Annotated in this window: 19 protein-coding genes; 15 read left to right on the top strand and 4 right to left on the bottom strand. The window is 69.9% G+C overall.

The features are described from left to right. Positions 1-57 precede the first annotated feature (57 nt). Genes ddaH through AB0L64_RS11005 form a run of 6 tightly spaced genes read left to right on the top strand, consistent with a single transcriptional unit; the run spans position 58 to position 5,436 of the window. Entirely contained in the window at positions 58-936 is an 879-nt protein-coding gene (ddaH, locus tag AB0L64_RS11030; protein WP_363709998.1) for a dimethylargininase, read from the top strand. Further along, positions 936-1,277: a hypothetical protein gene (locus AB0L64_RS11025; protein WP_359940334.1), complete on the top strand. Its 342-nt coding sequence runs from the start codon at positions 936-938 to the stop codon at positions 1,275-1,277. The genes ddaH and AB0L64_RS11025 overlap by 1 nt, the downstream gene beginning before the upstream one ends. A 45-nt stretch (positions 1,278-1,322) precedes the next feature. After that, complete coding sequence (locus AB0L64_RS11020; RefSeq protein ID WP_363709997.1) at positions 1,323-1,775, top strand: cobalamin-dependent protein; 453 nt, start codon at positions 1,323-1,325, stop codon at positions 1,773-1,775. Next, on the top strand, positions 1,772-3,172 hold the full coding sequence (locus tag AB0L64_RS11015; RefSeq protein WP_359940340.1) for a methylaspartate mutase: 1,401 nt from the start codon (positions 1,772-1,774) through the stop codon (positions 3,170-3,172). Before AB0L64_RS11020 ends, AB0L64_RS11015 begins: the two co-directional genes overlap by 4 nt. Next, complete coding sequence (locus tag AB0L64_RS11010) at positions 3,117-4,124, top strand: asparagine synthetase A (protein ID WP_363709996.1); 1,008 nt, start codon at positions 3,117-3,119, stop codon at positions 4,122-4,124. The genes AB0L64_RS11015 and AB0L64_RS11010 overlap by 56 nt, the downstream gene beginning before the upstream one ends. Positions 4,125-4,152: 28 nt before the next feature. Next, positions 4,153-5,436, top strand: coding sequence for an amino acid permease (locus tag AB0L64_RS11005; RefSeq protein WP_363709995.1), 1,284 nt, complete (start codon positions 4,153-4,155; stop codon positions 5,434-5,436). Here the strand turns inward: AB0L64_RS11005 and AB0L64_RS11000 are convergent. After that, the gene (locus AB0L64_RS11000; RefSeq protein WP_363709994.1) at positions 5,404-6,420 is read right to left on the bottom strand and encodes a matrixin family metalloprotease; all 1,017 of its coding nucleotides are present in this window, start codon (positions 6,418-6,420) and stop codon (positions 5,404-5,406) included. The genes AB0L64_RS11005 and AB0L64_RS11000 overlap by 33 nt on opposite strands. Positions 6,421-6,480: 60 nt before the next feature. Between AB0L64_RS11000 and AB0L64_RS10995 the strand changes: the two genes are divergently transcribed. Next, positions 6,481-7,803, top strand: coding sequence for a glutamate synthase-related protein (locus AB0L64_RS10995; protein ID WP_363709993.1), 1,323 nt, complete (start codon positions 6,481-6,483; stop codon positions 7,801-7,803). A gap of 36 nt (positions 7,804-7,839) precedes the next feature. Here the strand turns inward: AB0L64_RS10995 and AB0L64_RS10990 are convergent, their stop codons facing one another. Next, positions 7,840-8,610, bottom strand: coding sequence for a BTAD domain-containing putative transcriptional regulator (locus tag AB0L64_RS10990; protein WP_355695614.1), 771 nt, complete (start codon positions 8,608-8,610; stop codon positions 7,840-7,842). 349 nt (positions 8,611-8,959) lie between these two features. Between AB0L64_RS10990 and AB0L64_RS10985 the strand changes: the two genes are divergently transcribed. The 6 genes from AB0L64_RS10985 (at position 8,960) to AB0L64_RS10960 (ending at position 15,945) form a co-directional block, all read left to right on the top strand. Beyond that, positions 8,960-10,243, top strand: a complete 1,284-nt coding sequence (locus tag AB0L64_RS10985) for an ATP-grasp domain-containing protein (RefSeq protein WP_363709992.1) — start codon at positions 8,960-8,962, stop codon at positions 10,241-10,243. 24 nt (positions 10,244-10,267) lie between these two features. Further along, on the top strand, positions 10,268-11,611 hold the full coding sequence (locus AB0L64_RS10980; protein ID WP_363709991.1) for a SidA/IucD/PvdA family monooxygenase: 1,344 nt from the start codon (positions 10,268-10,270) through the stop codon (positions 11,609-11,611). A gap of 46 nt (positions 11,612-11,657) precedes the next feature. Next, on the top strand, positions 11,658-13,091 hold the full coding sequence (locus AB0L64_RS10975) for a cation:proton antiporter (protein WP_363709990.1): 1,434 nt from the start codon (positions 11,658-11,660) through the stop codon (positions 13,089-13,091). 240 nt (positions 13,092-13,331) lie between these two features. After that, positions 13,332-13,958 carry a sigma-70 family RNA polymerase sigma factor gene (locus AB0L64_RS10970; RefSeq protein ID WP_363709989.1) on the top strand — a complete coding sequence of 209 codons (627 nt, stop codon included), beginning with the start codon at positions 13,332-13,334 and terminating at the stop codon, positions 13,956-13,958. Between the two features lie 147 nt (positions 13,959-14,105). Then, a complete protein-coding gene (gene mgrA, locus AB0L64_RS10965) occupies positions 14,106-15,140 on the top strand; it encodes an L-glyceraldehyde 3-phosphate reductase (RefSeq protein ID WP_363709988.1) in 1,035 nt (344 codons plus the stop codon). 151 nt (positions 15,141-15,291) lie between these two features. Further along, positions 15,292-15,945 carry a hypothetical protein gene (locus AB0L64_RS10960; RefSeq protein WP_363709987.1) on the top strand — a complete coding sequence of 218 codons (654 nt, stop codon included), beginning with the start codon at positions 15,292-15,294 and terminating at the stop codon, positions 15,943-15,945. A gap of 206 nt (positions 15,946-16,151) precedes the next feature. Here the strand turns inward: AB0L64_RS10960 and AB0L64_RS10955 are convergent, their stop codons facing one another. Both AB0L64_RS10955 and AB0L64_RS10950 read right to left on the bottom strand, forming a co-directional pair. Beyond that, complete coding sequence (locus AB0L64_RS10955; RefSeq protein ID WP_363709986.1) at positions 16,152-17,120, bottom strand: TAXI family TRAP transporter solute-binding subunit; 969 nt, start codon at positions 17,118-17,120, stop codon at positions 16,152-16,154. Continuing rightward, on the bottom strand, positions 17,120-19,141 hold the full coding sequence (locus AB0L64_RS10950; protein ID WP_363709985.1) for a TRAP transporter fused permease subunit: 2,022 nt from the start codon (positions 19,139-19,141) through the stop codon (positions 17,120-17,122). The genes AB0L64_RS10955 and AB0L64_RS10950 overlap by 1 nt, the downstream gene beginning before the upstream one ends. A 118-nt stretch (positions 19,142-19,259) precedes the next feature. Here AB0L64_RS10950 and AB0L64_RS10945 point away from each other — a divergent pair, with 118 nt between their 5' ends. Beyond that, entirely contained in the window at positions 19,260-19,925 is a 666-nt protein-coding gene (locus AB0L64_RS10945; protein ID WP_012918592.1) for a response regulator transcription factor, read from the top strand. A gap of 36 nt (positions 19,926-19,961) precedes the next feature. Next, on the top strand, positions 19,962-21,302 hold the full coding sequence (locus tag AB0L64_RS10940; protein WP_363709984.1) for a HAMP domain-containing sensor histidine kinase: 1,341 nt from the start codon (positions 19,962-19,964) through the stop codon (positions 21,300-21,302). Positions 21,303-21,332: the final 30 nt, after the last annotated feature.

The raw sequence follows: 21,332 nt of genomic DNA, 5'->3' as shown, positions 1-21,332 counted from the left end.
GGAAATACACTGATGCGCGGAGGTATCTGATCGCGGCACCCGCGCGCTCTTGTCGGCATGAACCTCATTTCCGACGCCGGCACCGCGACCGCCACCGCCGACCTGCCGCGCAACGCCGTGATCCGGCGAAGCACCCACCGCCGGTACCTGATGTGCCCGCCGACCTACTTCGACGTCACCTACTCGATCAACCCGTGGATGAATCCGGCCAAGCCCACCGACCAGCCGATCGCGATGGCGCAGTGGCAGCGGATCCACGACCAGCTCGTCGGCCTCGGCCACACCGTCGACCTGATCCCCCCGGCGCCGGGGCTGCCGGACATGGTGTTCGCCGCGAACGGCGCCACCGTCTGGGGTGATCGCGCGCTGGTGGCCCGCTTCCGGCACGCCGAGCGGGACGCGGAGTCGGCGTCGTACCTGGAATGGTTCCGCAGCCGTGGTCTGCAGGTCCAGCAGGCCGCGACGGCGAACGAGGGCGAGGGCGACTACCTGACGGCCGGCCGCTGGCTGCTGGCCGGCAGTGGTTTCCGTACGGACCGCCGGGCGCACCTGGAGAGCGAGCAGTACTTCGATCGACCGGTGATCGGCCTGACCCTCGTCGACGACCGGTACTACCATCTGGACACCGCGCTGGCAGTGCTGGACGCGGACACGGTCATGTACTACCCGGGCGCCTTCACGACGGGCAGTCAGGCGATCCTGCGGGAGCTCTTCCCGTCCGCGATCCTCGCGGACGCCGAGGACGCCGCGGTCTTCGGCCTGAACGCCGTCTCCGACGGCCGTCACGTGCTGATGTCCGCCGGCGCGACGAACCTGATCGCGAAGTTGCGCGACGCCGGCTTCGAGCCGATCGGCATGGACGTCTCGGAACTGCTGCGGGCCGGCGGCGGCGTGAAGTGCTGCACCTTGGAGCTCCACGATCCGGCGGGTGGCTGATGATCGACTACAACGGCAGGAAGTTCTCCCCGGCCGGCCATGAGGCCGGGGACGGCGAGGCGACGGTCGCGTCGTACCGCCAGCACGGCGACCTGCTCTGGGCGGACTTCAGCGGCGGCCGGGTACGCCGGGGCGCACTCACCGGCCTGTGCCGCCCGGACGACACGCTGGAGTTCAGCTACACCATGGTGCTGTCCGACGGCGAACTCGTCGTCGGACGGTGCGAGAGCACACCCGAAGTGCTGCCCGACGGCCGGATCCGGTTGCACGAACGCTGGGAGCGGTACGGTCCGCAGGCCGCGACCGGTGTGTCCGAACTGGAAGAGATCGACCCGGGCTGATCGCCGGGATGTATCAGACCGGCGCGGATCGCCGCTCTGTTCGTCATGGATCACGCCGCGGGGAAGGAGCTCAGTGTCGACGGCTTGTCCGTCGTACTGACCAGCGTGTCGTCGGACTCGCACACCTGGAATCTTGTCGTCCTGCAGTTGCTGCTCGAGGAGCTCGGCCATCAGGTCCGCAACCTCGGCGCCTGCGTCCCGGACGACCTGATGGTCTCGGAATGCCTGCGGCTGCGGCCCGACCTGATCGTCGTCAGCACGGTGAACGGGCACGGCTTCCACGACGGGTTGCGGCTGATCGGTCAGGTCCGCAACCACCCGGAGCTGGCCGGCACCCCGATGGTGATCGGCGGGAAGCTGGGGATCTCCGGGCCCGGGAGCGAGCGCAGCCGCTCCCAGCTCAAGGCCGCGGGGTATGGAGCGGTCTTCGAGGACGGCACCGGACTGACCGCCTTCCGGTCGTACGTCGGTCGACTGACCACCGGCCGGGCTTCGTGAGCGGCCCGGGCACCGGCTCGTTCGGTGACTTCGTCGCCCGCGCCCATCGGTCCGGCCGGCTGGTGGTGCAGCCGCGGATGGGGGTCAGCGATCCGGTCGCGATGCGGGCCGGACTGCTGGCCACCAAGAGCGCGGCGGCCACCACGGTCGGGACGATCACCCTCGACAGCTACACCCGGATGGGTGACAACGTGAACGCGCAGTCGGCGCTGGCGAGCGGCATCGAACTCAACGGCTATCCGATCGTCGCGCACGACCCGGCCACCACCCGCAGGGTCCTGGACGGTGTCGTCGAACCCGACTTCCCGGTCCAGGTCCGGCACGGTTCGCCGTGCCCCGAGCCGATCGTGGCCGCGCTGATCCGCGCCGGGCTGCACGCGACCGAGGGCGGGCCGGTCTCGTACTGCCTGCCGTACAGCCGGATGCCGTTGTCGGAGTCGATCCCGAACTGGGCCCGTAGCTGCGACCTGCTGGCCGAGGTCAGGTCCACCGGAGCCGAACCGCACGTCGAGAGCTTCGGCGGCTGCATGATGGGCCAGCTCTGCCCGCCCAGCCTGCTGGTGGCGTTGAGCGTGCTCGAGTGCTTGTTCTTCCGTCAGCACGGGATCCGCAGCGTCTCACTGAGCTACGCCCAGCAGACCAACCCGGACCAGGACGTCGAGGCGCTGCTGGCCCTGCGCCGGCTGGCCGCTCAGTGGCTACCGGACATCGAGTGGCACATCGTCGTCTACACCTACATGGGCGTGTATCCCAGGACGCCGGACGGCGCCTCGCGGCTGCTCGAGGAGGCCGCACGGCTGGCAGTCCGGACGGGCGCGGGCCGGCTGATCGTGAAAACAGTTGCCGAAGGCTACCGAATTCCCACGTTCGCGGAGAACATCGCCGCCCTGGAGACCGCGGCGCTGGCCGCCGAGCACTGCCTCACGATCGCCGGCGAGACCGCCGACACCGGCATCCACGCCGAGGCGACCACCTTGATCGAGGCGGTGCTGGACCTCAGCCCGGACATCGGGACTGCGCTGGCCACCGCGTTCCGGCGCGGCTACCTCGACGTGCCGTACTGCCTGCACCCGGACAACGCCGGCCGGGCCCGCAGCTACCTCGACAGCGCGGGGCGGTTGCAGTGGTCCTCCGTCGGGTCGATGCCGATCCGCGGTGCGGTCGGCCCGACCGACCCGGCGGACCTGACGGCGGCGGGGCTGCTGGCCTCGTTGTCGTACGTCGAACGCACCTACGACAGCGCCAGCCTGGAGCACGAGTACCGCGCCGCACCCGCGGCCACGCACCTTCCGACACCGACCGCACCGCCCCTACCGGGCGCCTCAGCAGGGAGCACAGGAGATGACCGAGACCCGGATCCCGGAGACCGAAGCCCGGCTGCCCGCCAGTCCGCGTGAGCACCTCACCTCGCCGGTCACCCGGTCGGTGCTGAAGATCCAGCACCGGATGCTGACCGCGGCCCGGCAGTACCTCGGCGCCCAGGGGTTCATCGAGTTGCTGCCGCCCGTGATCGGCCCGGTCACCGACCCCGGCGCCCGCGGCGCCAAGCAGGTCGACGTGGACTACTACGGGCACCGCTACAAGCTGATGACGAGCGCGATCCTCTACAAGCAGGCCGTGCTGACCTCGTTCGACAAGATTTTCTTCATCGCGCCCAACATCCGGCTGGAGCCGCTCGAGACCGCGTCGACGAGCAGGCACCTGGCCGAGTTCCACCAGATCGACATCGAGATGGCGAACGCGTCCCGGGACGACGCGATGACAGTCGCGGAAGAACTCGTTCGCCACATCGTGCAGCAGGCGGTGGAGCACCTGGCCAGTGAGTTCGAGGCGCTCGGCCGGGACACCTCCGAGTTCACCGAGCTGCTCACCGAGCCGTTCCGGCGCCGGACGCACGCGGACGCGGTCGCGGACCTGCAAGCCATGGGGCACGACCAGAGCCCGGACGCCGAGCTCGACTGGGAGGGCGAGGCGAAGCTGTCGGCGAAGGCCAGCCGGCCGTTCTTCGTCACCGACTACCCGAAGGGCTCGCGCGGCTTCTACGACCGGGAGAACAAGGACCTGCCCGGGATGCTGCGGAACTTCGACCTGATCGCGGCGGAGGGGTACGGCGAGCTGTGCAGCGGCAGCGAACGCGAGCAGGACTACGCGACGATCATCGCGCGGATGCGGGAGACCGCGGAGAACCCGGCGAAGTACGCGTGGTACCTGCAGATGCTCAAGGACGGCGTCCCGCCGAGCGCGGGCTTCGGCCTCGGCCTCGAGCGGTTCACCCGGTACGTCGCGGGGCTGGATTCGGTCTGGCAGGCGAGCGCGTTCCCGAAGGTGCCGGGGATCGCCTCGCCGTGACCGCCCGGTTGCCGCGAAGATATCGCCCATGACAGAAACCTCGTCGGCGCCGGCGGGCCGGCTCAGTCTCGGACAAGGCACGGCGTTGTACGTCGGCGCCGTGCTGGCGACCGGCGTCATCGCGCTGCCGGCGCTCGCTGCCGACGTGGCGGGCCCGGCCTCGTTGCTGGCCTGGCTGGGACTCGCGGTCGTGTCCGCTCCGCTGGCCGCCACCTTCGCCGCGCTCGGCGCCCGCTACCCGGATGCGGGCGGGATCGCGACGTACGCGCGGCTGGCCTTCGGCGAACGGGCCGCGGCGATCGTCGGCTGGTGCTTCTACCTGTCCGTTCCGGTCGGCGGGCCGGCCGCCGCGTTGTGGGCGGGCGGCTATGTCGAAGGGGCGCTGGGCGGCGGACGGAGCACCGTCGTGGCCACCATGGTGGCGCTGCTGGTGATCGTGCCGGGAGCGAACGCCTTCGGCATCCAGGTGACGGGACGCGTCCAGATCGCCCTGGCCGGACTGCTGACGGTCTTCCTGGGTCTAGCGGTCGCGCTGTCGCTGCCGCATGCCGATCTGGCCAACCTGGAGCCGTTCGCACCGCATGGCTGGCAGGCGATCGGACCGGCGGCCGCTTTGCTGGTCTGGAGTTTCGTCGGCTGGGAAACAGTCACCTACCTGACCGCGGAGTTCCGGCGGCCGGCCCGCGACGTGCCGCGGGCCACCGCCTTCGCGGTGATCATCGTCGGCGTGATCTACCTCAGCGTCGCCTTCGCCACGGTCACCGTTTTGGGCCCGCGGGCCGGCGACACCGCGGCGCCGCTCGGCGATCTCCTGGCCATCGGCCTCGGCGGCAACGCCCGGGTGCTGGCCGCGGTGGCCGCGCTGCTGCTCACCTTCGGCGCGATGAACGCGTACTACGCGGGCGCCGCCAAGCTCGGCGCCGCCCTGGCCCGCGACGGCGCACTGCCCGCCTGGCTGGACCGCGGCAGCTCCGCAGGCGAGGTTCCCCGGCGGAGCCTCGCCGTACTGAGCGCGCTGTCGATGACGACCGCCGCGATCGTGGTGGTGGCACGGCTGGAGCCGCAATCCCTTGTCCTGCTCACCACCGGGCTCTTCGTGACCGTGTACGCCGTGGGCGTCGCGGCAGCGGTGAAGTTGCTGCCGCGACGCAGCGGAGCACGGTTCGCCGCGCTCGTGGCGCAAGGAGCTGTCGTGGTGCTGCTCCTGATGGCCGGGGTCTACTTGATCTGGCCGTTGGTCGTCACCATCGGCGCGTTGCTTTATCTGCGACTCACGCGATCAGCGAGACCCGTAGAGCGCCCGCAGCCCTAGGACGTCGCCGCGGCCGAGGGTGCGCATGTGGCCGGTGCATCGTCGGACGCCTGGGTACATCGTCAGGTTGACGTCCTCGGCCGCGCTGAGGTTGACCAGTCCGTAGACGTGGCCGATCTCGTGGGTCAGCACCGACTCCACGTCGTACCGCCAGCGATCCTGATCGGGCGGCAGCGCCGGCTGGCAGGCGGGGTCGTTGACCGGATCGTAGGTCCACTTGTAATCGGTGTCGTTCATCCTGATGTCCGCCGAGACGGCCATCGTGACGCCGTGCCGCGTCTCGGCCCAGGTGCACGTCCAGGCCAGTGTCGCTTCGAGGAAGCCGCCGGGCAGGTCCCCCGCGTCGATCACGTTGCGGCCGTCGGAGTCGCCGCAGGTGGTCTGCCCGTCGGCGTACACGAAGTTGCCGCGCTCGTTGGTGTGGCCCACGAATGCGCCGGCCGCGTGGATCCCGCCGCGCAGACCGCAGGTGTTGCGGCCTTGCGTCATGTTGGCGGTTGCCCTGCGCGCGGCTGCGTCGAAGGCGGCCTGACTCTGGTTCGCAAGCGCCGTTCCTCTGGTCGTACGGAACAGCCAGGGTTTGTACCACTTGTAAGAACGCAGGCTGTACGTGTCCCGCTCGCAAGCCCCCGGCCCTGGCAGGTCCGGGAACTTGCTCGCCTGGTGGTGTGAGTCGGTCGTCACCACGCCGCGGGCGTCGGTGGCGAGGGTGAAGGTCCGGGCTCCGTCCGGATACAGCATGTCGAGGCTGACGCTGCGCCCCGGCTGCTGAACCGGGAGCGGCACCCCGTTCCCGGCGTCGACGAGCCGGCCGACGGCACCGCACTCGATCGCGGACCGGGAGGCCAGGTCGGCGAGTTTCAGGACGCCTCGCGGCAGGCCACACGGATCGGCTGCGAGGGCTGCTGTTGTGGTCAGGGGCAGTGCCGAGCCGACGCCGAGCGTCGCGCTCACGAGCACCACGATGGCACGCGTGTACTTCATGATGTTCCCCCCTTGGCGCTGCTACGCCGTATATCCGTGAGAGGCTCCGCGCGCGGTGCGGTGATACGGCGTATTTTCGGCGGACCGCCGCCGCCTCTTCCGGTCAGAGACCGATCGAAGGAGGGCATCCTGTACGCCGATGGGTTCCCCGAAGCAGCGATCCGCGAACGCGCCAAGGCCGGCGCCGCCGACGCGTTCCCACCCGCCGACGACTACGGGCAGGCGCTGTTCGGCGCCGGCAGCGGTGCCGCCGAACCGCCGTTGCCCGACGACCCCATCGACCGGCTGCGGCTGGTCCCGCCGGTCTTCGTCCCGCAGCGGCTCGCCCAGCTCGTCGAGCTGGCCCGCGAGCCGGTGTACCGCGACGTGCGGCTCGAGACGACGATCGGCGGCTTCCTGTCGACGGTGCCGGTGTACGTGTCGGCGTTCGGGTCGACCGAAGCGGCGAGCGTAGCCCTCGGGGTGGCCGCCGCGCGGCAGGCCGGCCGGCTCGGCATCCCGATGGTCATCGGCGAGAACGTGATGCCGGTCAACAGCTACGGCCGGCTCGAGGCCGACGCGGAGCGTTCACTGCTCGGCCGGATCCGCGCGTACCAGAAGGAGGCGCTCGACTCCTACGGCGGTGTGGTCGTCCAGCAGAGCACCGAGGACGCCGACGCCGAGGTCTGGAACCTGGTGTACAGCGACCCGAATGTCCTTCCGCTGCTGGAATCCGGGCGGCTCGCGTTCGAGCTCAAGGTCGGCCAGGGCGCCAAACCGGGACTGGGCGGGATGACGCTGGTCGACGCGAACGCCGCCGCGCGCCTGACGAGCGCGTACCTCATCGACCCCGTGTTCGGTGGCGAGCAGGTCCTGCGCAGCAGCAGCCCGGGAACCTTCACCGAGGAGATCCTGCGGCAGCAGATCCGCTTGATGCGCAACAACTACCCGCGGGCCCGGGTCTGGGTGAAGCTACCGCCTGCCCGCGACGTGTCTGCGGCGGCTCGGGTCGCATGGGCAGCGGGCGCGGACGCGGTCTCCGTCGACGGCGCGGAGGCCGGCACCGGCTGGGCGCCGCGCGCGTTTCTTCGCCATGTCGGGCTTCCGCTCGGCGAGTGCCTGCTGCGGATCGGTCAGGACCGGAACGACGCGGATCCCTCGTGCCTGCTGGTCTCCGGACGCATGTGGGAGGGTGCCCGCGTCGCCAAATGCCTGGCCCTCGGTGCGAACGCGGCCGGCCTGGGCCGGGCCGCGCTCATCGCGGTGGACACCGACCCGGAGCAGGGCCTGGTCAACCTCGTCGAGTGCCTGGCGCTCGAGCTGCAGTTCCTCGTCAGCGCGCTCGGCAAGTACCACGTGGAGGCACTCGGCGCCGAGGATCTGTGGAGCCCCGCCGATCGCTGACGTTCCGCCGGGGCTCCACAGATTCAAGCGATTGCTCTAGGCCAAGGTCCTTCGGGACGCGAGGAACCGGCTCTGGTCCAGCCTCGGCAGGTCGGCCACGTTGGTCCGCGGACGGGCCCGGACCTGCCGGCTGCGCACCAGGTTCACCAGGTCCGCCGAGGGTTCGACGCCGAGCTCGGCCGCCAGGCTCCGCTCGAAGAACTCCAGCCGGCGGATCGCCTCGACCACGTTGTCCTCGGCCAGATGGACCTCGATCAGCACCCGGGTCGCGCTCTCCCGCAACGGCTCCAGGCGGACCGCGGCCATGGCTGCCTCGATCGCCTCCGCGTACCGCCCGGAGCAGGTCAGCTGCTGAGCCGTCAACTCGAGCGCGTGCAACTGGAGCTGGCGCAGGCGTTCCCGCCCGAGCAGGACCCAGTCGTCGTACCAGCCGGGCAGCAGCTCTCCCATCGCCGCGAGTGTCGGCAGCAGACCTTGGTCGGCTCCGCATTCGCCGTCGTTGATCACCCGGCGAATGGCGGTGATCAGCGTGTTCACGTCGACGTCCACGGATTCGTCGACGCGGAGCGTCTCGTCGCCGGTGACCAGCGGCTGCACGCTCAGCTGACGGAGCCGCCACAAAGCGGTCCGCAGACAGGCCTGCGCCTTGGAGTCCGACACTTCCGGCCAGAGCGTTCCGGCCACTTCGGCACGGCTGGACCGTCCGCGGAGTGCGACGAACGCGACGACCCGGCGCGCGCTGAGCGGAATGGACAAGGTCTGTTGACCGTCGACGACCCAGAAGCCGTCGAGCATGCGAAGCCGCACGGATGGGTGGGCTTCATCAGGTGGGTTCGCCGGATCCGGACGATCCGCCGGTACGGGCTGCGCGTGCATCTATCGATCTCCCCCACTGGATGCGTATTCCTCACGACCGCCACCGATCGACAATGCTCTCCCCCAGCGAGAACCTTGGGCGGGCAGGCTCCCAGGTGCAGGCATAGACGCCTCCTCTTTGCGTGGCTGCCGAGCTACCTTCCGTGAAGTCTGAGCCGTCAACTACTCGAGTGCAAGCCGTCAGGACGACGGATATCCCCTGCCGACGACGGCACTTGGTGTATCACCAACCACGGGTCAGCCGCTCTCGTTCGTCAGTAACAGCTCCCGGGAGGACGGCGTGACCGACAACACCGAAGGTGTCGTGCTGCAGTTGAGCAGTGGCTTCCAGCCGTACCGCGAGTACCTGATGCGCGGCGCGGCGGCCCGCGGGCCGCTGTGGCTGATCGACGACGAACCGGCCGGCTGGCAGCAGCCGTACATCGCCGGCAGCTCCGTCGTCCTTCCGCTCGAGGGCGCGGGACTCGCGCTCGACATCGATCGTTTGCTTGCGGTCGCCGACTCGATCGCTCGTATTCATGGGGTTCGCGGGGTCTTCACGTACGACGAGCCGTCGGTGGTCGCGACCGCGCTGGTCGCGGACCGGCTCAAACTGCCGGGCCTGACCGCGGAGGGCGCGCAGGGTTGTCGTGACAAGGCGCGGACCCGGCAGGCGCTCACCGACGCCGGTCTGCCGCAGCCGGAGTTCGCGGTCGCCACAACGGCCGACGAGGCCGCGACCGCCGCCGCGACGATCGGCTACCCGGTCGTGGTCAAGCCGCGCGGGATGGCCGCGAGCATCGGCGTCGCGGTGGTGGACGACGCGTCCGGAATCGTTGAAGCGTTCGAAAGAGCGGACAGTTCCAGCCGCAGCGGTCCGGCCGAGTACCACGGCGGGGCGTTGATCGAGGAGCTCGTCGACGGTCCGGAGATCAGCGTCGACGGAGCGGTCGTGGCCGGCGAGTACCAGCCGTTCTTCGTTGCCCACAAGCAACTCGGCGCCCCGCCGTACTTCGAGGAGATCGGCCACATCGTCGACGGCGCGGACCCGCTGCTGACCGATCCCGAGCTGCGCAAGCTGCTGCAGTCCGCCCACGAGGCGATCGGCACGCCGTACGGCATCACGCACACCGAGATCCGGTTCAGCTCCAAGGGACCGGTCGTGATCGAGGTGAACGGACGCCTCGGCGGCGACCTGATCCCGTACCTCGGCAAGCTCGCGACCGGTATCGACCCCGGCGCGATCCTCGTCGACGTGGCGCGCGGCAACCGCCCGTACCTGGAAGCCGATCACCGCACGTGTGTCGGCATCCGGTTCTGCTACCCGCCCGAGGACGCCCGCGTCGTGAAGATCTCCGTCCCGGAGCCGGGAGCCGTGCCCGGCCTGGTGGAGGCGCATCCGATGGTGGCCGAGGGCGCGACGGTCCGGCTGCCGCCGCGGGCGCACATCGGGCGGCACGCGTACGTCATCTGCACCGCGAACGATCCCGCGACCTGTGCCGACCGGCTGACCGCCGCGGCAGAGCTCGTCGAACTGAAGTACGACGCACTGAACGAGTCCGACTACTCGGGCCGGCCCTGGTAAGCCACGACCCTATTTGGAGCCCTCATGACCAACCACGAGGTCGAACTGCTCGCCGTCGGCGCCGGGCCGGCCAACCTCGCCCTCGCCGTCGCACTGGAAGAACTCGGTGTCGACGGCCTGGCCGAGAACTCGCTGTTCATCGAACGCGGTCAAACGGTCGAATGGCAGCGCGGTCTGCTGCTGCCCTGGACGAAGAGCCAGGTGGCCTTCGCCAAGGACCTGGTGACGCTTCGGAACCCGCGCAGCAGGTTCACCTTCCTGAACTACCTGCGCAGCGTCGGCCGGCTCGACGACTTCATCAACATGGGCAGCTTCACGCCGTACCGGGTCGAGGTCTCCGGGTACCTGAGGTGGGTGTCGGAGTCGCTGCGGAAGGTCCGGCTCCAGCTCGGCTGCGACTGCGTCTCGATCGAACCGCAGCGGAACCCGGCCGGCGCCTTGACCGGATGGCTCACCCGGCTCGGCGACGGCAGCACGATCTCCAGCCGCTATCTGGTGATCGGGGCGGGGCGCGACCCGTACGTTCCGGCCGAGTTCGCCAAGTTGCCGGCCGACCGCGTGATCCACAGTACGCAGTACCGCCAGCGGGTCGCGGCACTCGACAAGACCAAGCAGCACCGGGTCGCGGTGGTCGGCGCCGCGCAGAGCGCCGCCGAGATGTTCCGGGCGACGCAGATCGACCTGCCGAACAGCGACGTCAGCTGGGTGATGCGCTCGATCGGGTTGCGCGCCTACGACACGAACAAGTTCACCAACGAGCTCTACTACCCGTCGTACATCGACAAGTTCTTCGAGGCCCGGCCGGAGGGCAGGGACCAGATCCTGCGGGAGATGCACCTGACGAACTACTCCGGCGTCGAGAGCGATCTTCTGCAAGAGTTGTACACGAGCATGTACCTGGACCGGCTGGCCGGTGTCGACCAGCGGCGGCTGGTGCCGATGACCGACATCGTCGGCGCCCGCACCGAGGGGGACGAGGTCGTGCTGGAGCTGAGCGACCGCAAGACCGGTACCGTCAGCGAGCTGCGCCGCGACCTGGTGCTCCTCGGGACCGGGTTCGTCCGGGAGATGCCGCGGCTGGTCCGTGGGCTCAGCGACGCCATCGGGCTCGACCGGATCGAGGTGAACCGGCAGTACCGCCTGCAGCTCGACGAGCCGTCGGACGCCGCCTGCTACCTGCAGGGCGTGAACGAGGCGACGCACGGCATCGCCGATTCGCTGCTCAGCGTGCTCGGCAACCGGGCCGGCGACATCGCGCAGGACATCCTCGCGCACCGCGCCGGACGGCGGACCAACGGCGTGCACCGGCCGGCGGCCGAGCGGCTCACCGCGGTCCCGGTGTCCGCCGACGGCGCCGTCCCGGCCTGACCGGGGAGCAATCCCGATGCAGCGGCGGGGCAGTTCGTTGTTTCCCATGCCCGGCCGCGCCACGGCGGTCGGTGCCCTTCTGGTGGCCGGCGCGGCCGCCCTGGTCGGCATCGGCTACGCCGCCGGCTGGCTGCGCCCGGACCACACATCCGCGGCGGCGTCCGTACCGGGCGCCGCCGGGCCGAGCGCCGCGCAACAGATGTGGCGGCTGCTGCTGGCGGTCGCGGTCATCTGCGCGCTGGCGACCCTCTGCGGCCGGCTGGCCCGGCGGATCGGTCAGCCCGCGGTCGTCGGTGAGATCGTCGCCGGTCTGGTGCTCGGCCCCTCGGTGATCGGCTCGCTGGCGCCCTGGCTTTTCGACGCCATCCTGCCGGCCGAGGTCCGGCCGAACCTGGGTCTGCTGGCGCAGGCCGGGCTGGCCGTCTTCATGTTCACCGTCGGGAGCGATTTCGGCCGGGACCGGATCGGCCGCGACCGCGGTGCGATCGCCGCCGCCAGTCTCGCCATCATGGCGGTCCCGTTCGCCCTCGGACTCCTCGCGGCGCTACCGCTCTACTCGACGCTGGCCGGTCCCAGCGTCCATCGGCTGCCGTTCGTCGTCTTCATCGGTACGGCGCTCAGCATCACTGCGTTCCCCGTCCTGGCCCGGATCGTGCAGGAATGCGGACTGCAGGGCACCCGCCTCGGCTCGCTGGCCATGCTGTGCGCGGCAGCGGCCGACGTGCTCGCCTGGTGCGCGCTCGCCGTCACCATGGCGATGATCCGGTCGGCCGGGCCCGGTGAAGCATTACTCGCACTCGGCCTGACGCTGCTGCTGGGCGCGGCGGTCCTGCTGGTGCTCCGGCCGCTGCTGCAGCGACTCGCGCAGCGGTTCGCCGGGTCCGTGCCCACGCCCATCCTGGTGCTGCTCGTCCTCGGGCTGATCCTCGGCCTGGCCGCGGCGACCGACCAGATCGGCGTCCACGCGATCTTCGGCGGTTTCCTCGCCGGTCTGGTCCTGCCGAAGGACAGCCCGCCGGTGGCGGCCGTGGCCGAGCAGATCGGCGGGCTCAACCGAGCGCTGCTGGTACCGGTCTTCTTCGCCTCGATCGGCCTGCAGACCAACGTCAACGCGGCGATCTCGCAACCGCAGGTGCTGGCCGCCGGCGCTGTCCTGCTGGCCGTCGCGGTCCTCGGCAAGCTGGGCGGCGCCGTGCCGGTGGCCCGGGCCGGCGGGCTGCCGGTGCGGTCCGCGGCCGGCCTGGGAGTCCTGATGAACGCTCGCGGGATCACGGAGATCGTCGTACTGTCTGCCGGGCTCGGCGTCGGCATCATCAACCACAGCGCCTTCACGGTCATGGTGCTGATGGCCCTGATCACCACGATGATGGCGGCGCCGTTGCTGCGCTGGTTGGGCCCGACTTTGCGCGATCAGAGCGTTACCGCGCAGTCGCCGAGCGACACATATGCAAACGGTGACGCGACAAGCACGATTCCGTGACGAATTGACTACGCCTGCGTGACGGCCCCGGTGATCGAATAGGCGCCGAAGGCAGCACTGACGACGACCACGGGGGCATGGTGAGGCAGAGGGCCGTCCGGAGTTTTGCCGCAGCACGGCTTCACCGAAGCCGCTGATGCCATCGGCTTTCGGGCCGGTGCGTTCGCGCACCGGCCCGATCTTCCCCTGCCCACGCGCGCTCCGTCGCCACCTGCGCGGATCAGCGAAAGGAAGTGAAGCGTGTCGACGATCTCGCTACGCAGCACTGCACGGCCGGCCAACGGAACGCGTCACCACACCGATTCCATCCACTCGAGCACGATCGAGGACGTCCTGAACCGCGCACTCGCCTCGGACTGGTCGGCCTGGAAGGAGTTGGAGCGCCGCTACGGCTCGCTGCTGCTGCACACTGCGCGCGGTATCGGCCTGAGTCACAGCGACGCCTTCGACGTCGCTCAGCAGACGTGGCTGCGGTTGTGGCAGCACGGTGGCCAGATCCGTGATCCGCAGTGCCTTCCCGCGTGGCTGGCCGCGACGGCACGGCGGGAGGGGCTGCGGGTGGCGATCAGCCGCAAGCGGTACCTGCTGTACGCCGATCCGACCACCGAACACGGCGACAGCCAGCGGGCGGCCGTGGTCGACGTCTACCCGGCCGACGGTGAGTACGAGCCTTCCACCGAGCGGGCCCTGGCCCGGCTCCCAGGGCGCTACCAGCGACTGATCCGGCTGCTGATGTCGGACAGCTGCCCGTCGTACCTGGAGATCGCCGAGACGCTGAACCTGCCCATCGGAAGCATCGGACCGATGCGGATGCGGGCCCTGCAGATGCTGCGCCGTACCCCCGAGCTGGCCACCGCCGCCCGATGACCGGCGCGGCCGCGAGCTCCGGTGCCCCGGACCGGGGACACCGGGGCTCGTGGCCCAGAAGACGGGGTTCTGGGTTTGAGTGCTGCCGTTTCTGCTTGAAAACAAGGGGTTTCACACTTGTCGTGACATGGGGCAGACTGGGCTTCCGTGACTGATTATGTGGCGGCCGAGAGCCGGTACGACGACCAGATGAGCTACCGGCGGACCGGACGGAGCGGGCTGCAGCTGCCGGCCATCTCGCTCGGCCTGTGGCACAACTTCGGCGACGACAAGCCGTTCGCGACGCAGCGCGACATCCTGCGCCGGGCGTTCGACCTCGGCGTCACGCACTTCGACCTGGCGAACAACTACGGCCCGCCGTACGGCTCGGCCGAGACGAACTTCGGGACCCACTTCGCGCGCGACTTCCGGCCGTACCGCGACGAGCTGATCATCTCGACCAAGGCCGGCTACGACATGTGGCCGGGGCCGTACGGTCAGGGCGGCGGCTCGCGGAAGTACCTGCTCGCCTCGCTCGACCAGTCGCTGAGCCGGATGGGCCTGGACTACGTCGACATCTTCTACTCCCACCGGTTCGACCCCGACACCCCGCTCGAGGAGACGATGGGCGCGCTCGACGCGGCGGTCCGCTCGGGCAAGGCGCTGTACGCCGGCATCTCGTCGTACTCCGCCGACCGGACCCGGGAGGCCGCGCGGATCCTGGCCGAGCTCGGTACGCCGCTGCTCATCCACCAGCCGTCGTACTCGATGCTGAACCGCTGGATCGAGGAGGACCTGCTGGACGCGGTCGGCGACCTCGGCGTCGGCGTGATCGCGTTCTCGCCGCTGGCGCAGGGCGTGCTCACCGACCGGTACCTGGGCGGCATCCCGTCCGACTCCCGCGCGGCGCAGGGCAAGTCGCTCAACCCGGACTCGCTCACCGAGGACACCCTCAAGCACGTCCGTGCGCTGAGCGAGATCGCGCAGCAGCGCGGCCAGTCCGTCGCCCAGCTCGCGCTCGCCTGGACGCTGCGCGACGACCGGGTGACGAGCGCGCTGATCGGCGCCTCCAGCGTCACCCAGCTCGAGGACAACCTGGCCGCCGTCCGCAACCTGAAGTTCAGCCCCGACGAGCTCGAGGCCATCGACGCCGACGCCGTCGAGGCCGGTATCAACCTCTGGAAGAAGAGCTCCGACGCCTGACCCCGCATCCGCTCCGCCACGCCCGCCGCGCCCTCTGCGCCGGCGGGCGTTCGCGTTCCGGAGTACGGCCGGGTTACGGAGCGGGATGAGGCGGTTGCGGTTCGGGTGGGATGGGCACACGCTGGAGGGAGACCCTCTGGAGGTGGTTGTCATGACCGCTTCGACGCTCGAAATGGCCCTGACCTACGAACACGCACGGATCCGGGAGCTGGCCGAGCCGGCTCACCACCCGGACGCCGCGCACCCCGAGCACCGGCACCAGACCGACCGGTTCTACGCGATCGCGGCGCAGCACCTGGCCGCGGCCGAGGACGTGCTCCTCCCGCACGTGCGGCGGCTCCCCGACGGGGACGAGCTGGTCACCCGGTACGTCGGCAACGCGAAGGAACTCGAACGCTCGCTGCGCTTCCTGAAAGGACGGCAGTACGGCGACAGCCGGTTCGTGGATCTGCAGCACGACGACCTGTGGCGGCAGATCGACCGGCTGCTCGACGAGCACGAGACGATGGAGACGACGTACGGCCGCCGGATCTCCGAGCAGCTCGACGGCCCGGACGTGAACCGGCTGACCGAGAACCTGCTGGAGGCCGAGGAGATCGCCCCGACGAGGGCGCACCCGTACTCCCCGCACACCGGGTCGGCCGGCCGGCTGGCGCACCGGATGTGGCGGATGGCCGACGCCGCGTGGGACAGCGCCGAGGGACGGGTCGTACCGACGAAGTACCACGCTCACCCCAAGCGCGACTCCGCGCTCTCGCACTACCTGTACGGCACGCCGATGCCGCACGAGGAGGAACAGCAGTAGAGCCCGGCCCCGGCGGATGCCTCCGCCAGGACCGGGCCAGGTTGCCGACCGTCACTGCGCCTGGTTGTGGGGCCGGCTGGGTCCCGCCCCCGCTGCGCCTGAGGTGCGGAGCCGGGGCCCTGCGTCCTCCCCCGCTGCGCCTGGTGTGCGGGGGAGGACGGTCCGCGAGCCCGGGTACCGCAACAGCTACCGGTACCCAGGACTGGTTATTTGAGTCCGTCGAGCGCCTTCTTCGCCCCCGGGTGCAGCGGCACCGGGTCGGTCTTCGTCGCGTTCTCCAGCGTGATGCCCTTCGCCGCCGCGTTCACCGCGACCAGGGCGTCCATGTTGTCGTACAGCGTCTTCGTCAGCTGCTCGGCCAGCTCGTCCTTCATGTTCTTGCGGACCAGCAGCACATTCGGTACGACGATCGTGGCCACGTCGGCCGGCTGCTTGTACGTCGCCGCCGGGATCGGGGCCTGCGAGTAGACCGCGCCGTACTTGTCCTGCATCTTCGGCAGCAGGTCCGCGATCGGCAGCAGCTTCACGCCCTTGCCCATGCTGGTGGTCAGGTCGGTGATGCCGCCGGTCGGCAACCCGCCGGACCAGACCAGCGCGTCGATCGACCCGGACTTCATCGCGTCCACCGACTCCGGCAGGCCGAGCCGCTGCGCGGTCACGTCACTGGCCGGGTCGAGCCCCGCCGCCTCGAGCAGCCGGCGTGCGATCACCTCGGTGCCGGAGTTCGGCGAACCGGTCGAGACCCGCTTGCCCTTCAGATCCGCGATCGAGTTGATGTTCGCCGAGGCGCGGACGGCGACCTGCGTGTAGTTGTTGTACAGCCGGGTCAGCGCGACCACGTCCTGCTTGGTCTTGAAGCTGTTCTGGCCGTTCACCGCGTCCGCCGCCGAGTCGCCGAGCGAGAACGCGATGTCGTAGTTCCCGCCGACCAGGCCCTGGATGTTCTGCACCGAGGCGCCGGTTTCGCTCGCGGTCGCCCGGTAGCCGGACATCTTCTGCGAGATCACCGAGGCCAGCGCACCGCCGAGCTGGTAGTACACGCCGGTCGTGTTGCCGGTGGCGATCGTCAGCCGGCCGCCGGACTCCGAACCGGATCCGGACGGTTCGCGCTGACCTCCGCAGGCGGCCAGCGACACCACGGTGACAAGTGCCACTGCAACAGATCGGAGTCTCATCAGGCAACGGTTCCTTCCTCGGCAGCGGCCTGGCGTTGCCGCCGGACCAGATTGATGACGACGGCAACAAGTAGCAAACAGATTCCGGCGGTGATGGTTACGGGCGCGAGGTAGAGCAGCAGCGCGGCGGCCGGGACGCAGAACGCCCGCTCGAGCCAGGTCGTCCGCACGAACACCCAGCCGCCGGTGACCACGGCCAGCGCGGCCACCGCCAGCATCGACACCAGCGTGGCCCAGACCATGCCGGCGAACGAGCCCTGACCGAGCAGGTGCGCGCCGCTGTCGGTGAGCACGAACGCGAACGGCACCAGGAACGCCGGCAGCGTGTACTTCCAGGCCTGCCACATCGTCGGCATCACCTTGCCGCCGGTGATCGCGGCGGTCGCGACCGCGGCCAGCGCGGTCGGCGGCGACACCTCGGACAGGACCGCGTAGTAGAAGATGAACATGTACGCCTCGGGCTGCGTCACGCCGAGGTTCACCAGGGCCGGTGAGATGATCACCGCGGCGATGATGAACGACGCGGTCACCGGCACCGCCAGACCGAGGATCAGCACGGCGAACGCGGACAGCACCACGGTCAGGATCAGCACCGCGGTGTGGTTGTCGGCCAGCCCGCGGGCCGCGTTGACGATGATCTCCGCGAGGTTCAGCCCCAGGCCGGTCTGGGTCGTGACCGCGACGATCACACCGGCCGTCGCACAGGTCGCCGCCACCGGCAGCACCGAACGGGTGCCCTGGGCAAGCGCCTTGACCAGCGGCCGCCCGGTCAGCCGGTGCTCGCGATCCAGGAACGACAACCCGAACTGCACGATCACCGCGTAGACCACGGCCTTGAACGGCGGGACGTCGACCGCCATGAAGCCGATGATCACGAACAACGACAGGAAGTGGTACCCGAACCGCAGGAACAGCCGCCACGCCGACCCGTCGGACACCTCGGTCGACGTCGTCCCGTGCTTGCGGGCGTCGATCTCGATCGCGAGCAGGATGCCCAGGTAGTACAGGATCGTCGGGATCACGGCGAACCCGAGGACCTTCAGGTACGAGACCTGGAGGAACTCGGCGATGATGAACGCGGCGGCGCCGAGGGTCGGCGGGGACAGGATCGCGCCGATCCCGGACGCGGCGAGCATTCCGGCTGCCGGTTCGGGCGGGTAGCCGGCCCGGCGCAGGATCGGCCACGAGACGGTGCCCAGCGACACCGCGGTCGCCGTCCCCGACCCCGAGACACTGCCGAGCAGGAAGCCCGCCAGCGTGACCGTGCGGCCGGGTGCGGTGCGGCTGCGCCGGAAGGCGGCGAACGACAGGTCGATGAAGAACTTGCCAGCGCCCGAGTAGTCGAGCACCGCGCCGTAGATGGTGAAGAGCACGATGTACGACGCGGCCACGTTCAACGGGGTCCCGTAGAACCCCGCCGTACCCATCGTGAACTGGGCGATGATCGCGTCGAAGTTGAAGCCCTGGTGCGCGAGCGACCAGGTATAAGGAAGGTAGCCGCCGTAGTACGCGTAGGCGATGAAGACCAGGCTGAACACCGGGAGCACCCAGCCGGTCGTCCGACGGCACGCTTCGAGCAGCAGCACCAGCAAGACAGCACCGGCGATCACGTCCATCGCCGACGGGGCCTGCCGGCGCTCGAGGTAGCCGTCGAAGTCGAGGAGCGGATAGACGCACACCGCCAGCGCCACCAGCGCGAGGACCCAGTCGGCCACGCCGGGGTCGTCATGGGCGCGGGCCCGGAACGGATTGATGACCGCCGGCACCGTCCAGCCCCGGTAACACAGCAGCGTGATCGGCAGAACCGCTGCGAGAAAGATCACCAAGTAGAACTGCGTTCCTTGTGGTAAAGGCGCGAACACCTGCACCAGGACGCCGAGGCTGACGATTGTGCACCAGACCGAAATCACCAGGTCCAGGGCAGGCCGGAGCCGCCGCGCGGGGCGTTCCTGCTCGTACTCGGCCAGTTCTTCCTCGGAGGGCACGGTCGCGCCACCCCCGCTGTGAACACCGACAGTCATCTAGCGGTTCCCTCCTGTGTCCGGAAGGCTAATGTTGCCGAACACTGCGTGGAGTCGCGTGATTACGTCTTTACCAAGATCTGACACATCAGGCCGTGACCTGGCCTACGATCACCGCATGAGTGGCGCGGTTCGGATTCTGCTGGTCGAGGACGATCTCGATATCGCCAATGCACTGATACCCGCCTTGCGGCGTTACGGCCTGATGGTCACGCACGTCCGCACGGCCGCCGACGCCCTGGCGGCCGACCCCGGCGACCTGGTCCTGCTGGACCTGGGACTGCCGGACGGGGACGGTATCAACGTGTGCCGGCAGATCCGCACGGTCTCGGACGTGCCGGTGATCGCGGTGACGGCGCGCGGCGAGGCCGCCGACCGGGTCCGCGGCCTGCGCAGCGGCGCCGACGACTATGTGGTGAAACCGTTCGCGATTTCCGAGCTGCTGGCCCGTATCGATGCTGTACTTCGTCGTACCGGCCTCTTGCAGCCCCGCCCTCGGGTGACCGTCGGCGACCTGACCGTGGACATCGAGGCCCGGACGGTTCAGGTGGCCGACAAGCCCATCAGTCTGACCCGCAAGGAGTTCGACGTGCTCGCAGTGCTGGCCGCGCACCACGGCCGGGTGGTCCCCCGTGAACAGGTCGCGCTGTACGCCTGGCAGTCGGTGTTCGAGGCGTCGTCGCGCACCATGGACGTGCACGTCGCCAGCCTGCGCGCCAAGCTCGGCCGGCCCGAACTGGTGCAGACCATCCGCGGCGTCGGTTACCGCCTGGGCTCGGACTGACCCTTGCGCCGTCGACTACTGCAGTCCCTCGTCCCGATGGTCGTCGCCCTGGCGATCGTCGCTGTGATCCCGCTGGCGAACTTCATCGCCACGAGTACGTCGCGCACGCTCTTCCTGTCCCGCAGCAACGATGCCGACTGGTTCGCCGCGATGGCCGAGTCGCCGTTGCAGACCGGCGACATCGCGAACCTGCGTGAGCTCGCGGTCCGGTACCAGGAGCTCTACAACACCCCGGTCTTCGTCGTCGACGTCGACTCCCGCGTCGTGGCCACCTCGGTGTCCGGTGTGGACGTGAAGGAGGAGGACATCTCGGCCGCCCTGCACAGCACGCTGGCGGGCCGGCTGCCGGCCGAGCCGCCGCCGCTGTGGCCGTGGCGCTCCGGCGAGATGATCGTGTCCCGCCCGGTCGTCAACAACGGCAGCGTGCTCGGCGCCGCCGTCCTGCGGGTGCCGACCGACAAGGCCCGCGACCAGGTGCAGAGCGGACTGCTGCTGCTCCTCGGCGGCCTGCTGATCAGCATCGGCGCGATCATCATCGGTATCGTCCGGCCGATCACCCGCTGGGTACTGCGGCCGCTGCAGGACCTCGACAACGCCACCCACCAGATCACCCGCGGCGCGCTCGACACCCGGGTGTCGACCGACGGACGCGCACCGGAGCTCCGCCGGCTGGGCGACAGCTTCAACTCGATGGCGCTGAGCCTGCACCAGGCACGGCAGCGTGAGCGTGAGTTCGTCGCGGACGCGTCGCACCAACTGCGGACGCCGCTCACCTCGGCCCGGATCCACATCGAGGGCCTGTCCCGGCTGTCGCCGACCGCGCGGTTCGCGCTCAGCGACATCGACCGGCTCGGCCGGATCGTCCAGCGGCTGTCCCGGCTGGCCGGCTCGGACCGCCCGTCGGCCGATGCCGAGGGCAACGAAGAGCCGCTGGACCTGGCCCAGGCGGTGAAGGAGCGCCTGGTCGGCTGGAAGGCGGTGTACGCCGCCGACGACCTGGAGCTGATCGTCGGCGAGATGGTGCCGGGCGGGGTCGCCCCGGAGCTCGAGGTCGACGACATCCTCGACGTCCTGCTCGACAATGCCTCGAAGTACGGCGCGCCGCCGGTGGAGGTCTCGGTCACCCGGGACGGCACCGAGGTGGTGATGTCGGTCCGCGACCACGGTCTGGGGCTCGGCTCCCGCGACCTGAAGAAGGTCGGCGAGCGGTTCTGGCGCAGCGCGCACCACCGCGAGATGCCGGGTACCGGCCTCGGTCTGGCGATCGTCCGCTCCGAGGCGGCCCGCGTCGGCGGCCGGGTCGTGGCCCGCCCGCCGATCGGCGGCGGCCTGGTCATCGAGGTCCGCGTCCCGCTGATCGACGACTACGACGCCTGATACGACGCCTGAGAAGTCACCCGGGTCGCC

The sequence above is a fragment of the Kribbella sp. NPDC051936 genome, from assembly GCF_040680955.1.
Lineage (GTDB): Bacteria > Actinomycetota > Actinomycetes > Propionibacteriales > Kribbellaceae > Kribbella.
Note: the sequence above shows the minus strand (reverse complement) of the source record. Positions and strands in the feature narration are given on the sequence as shown.

Excerpts from the sequence above, each read along its gene's own strand:
- AB0L64_RS10975 (WP_363709990.1), top strand. The coding sequence starts at position 11,658 with ATGCCCGGCCGCGCCACGGCGGTCGGTGCCCTTCTGGTGGCCGGCGCG.
- AB0L64_RS11020 (WP_363709997.1), top strand. The coding sequence starts at position 1,323 with ATGGATCACGCCGCGGGGAAGGAGCTCAGTGTCGACGGCTTGTCCGTC.
- AB0L64_RS11025 (WP_359940334.1), top strand. The coding sequence starts at position 936 with ATGATCGACTACAACGGCAGGAAGTTCTCCCCGGCCGGCCATGAGGCC.
- AB0L64_RS11010 (WP_363709996.1), top strand. The coding sequence starts at position 3,117 with ATGACCGAGACCCGGATCCCGGAGACCGAAGCCCGGCTGCCCGCCAGT.
- AB0L64_RS10960 (WP_363709987.1), top strand. The coding sequence starts at position 15,292 with ATGACCGCTTCGACGCTCGAAATGGCCCTGACCTACGAACACGCACGG.
- AB0L64_RS10980 (WP_363709991.1), top strand. The coding sequence starts at position 10,268 with ATGACCAACCACGAGGTCGAACTGCTCGCCGTCGGCGCCGGGCCGGCC.
- ddaH (WP_363709998.1), top strand. The coding sequence starts at position 58 with ATGAACCTCATTTCCGACGCCGGCACCGCGACCGCCACCGCCGACCTG.
- AB0L64_RS10955 (WP_363709986.1), bottom strand. The coding sequence starts at position 17,120 with ATGAGACTCCGATCTGTTGCAGTGGCACTTGTCACCGTGGTGTCGCTG.
- AB0L64_RS11005 (WP_363709995.1), top strand. The coding sequence starts at position 4,153 with ATGACAGAAACCTCGTCGGCGCCGGCGGGCCGGCTCAGTCTCGGACAA.
- AB0L64_RS10940 (WP_363709984.1), top strand. The coding sequence starts at position 19,962 with ATGGTCGTCGCCCTGGCGATCGTCGCTGTGATCCCGCTGGCGAACTTC.
- AB0L64_RS10945 (WP_012918592.1), top strand. The coding sequence starts at position 19,260 with ATGAGTGGCGCGGTTCGGATTCTGCTGGTCGAGGACGATCTCGATATC.
- AB0L64_RS10950 (WP_363709985.1), bottom strand. The coding sequence starts at position 19,141 with ATGACTGTCGGTGTTCACAGCGGGGGTGGCGCGACCGTGCCCTCCGAG.
- AB0L64_RS11000 (WP_363709994.1), bottom strand. The coding sequence starts at position 6,420 with ATGAAGTACACGCGTGCCATCGTGGTGCTCGTGAGCGCGACGCTCGGC.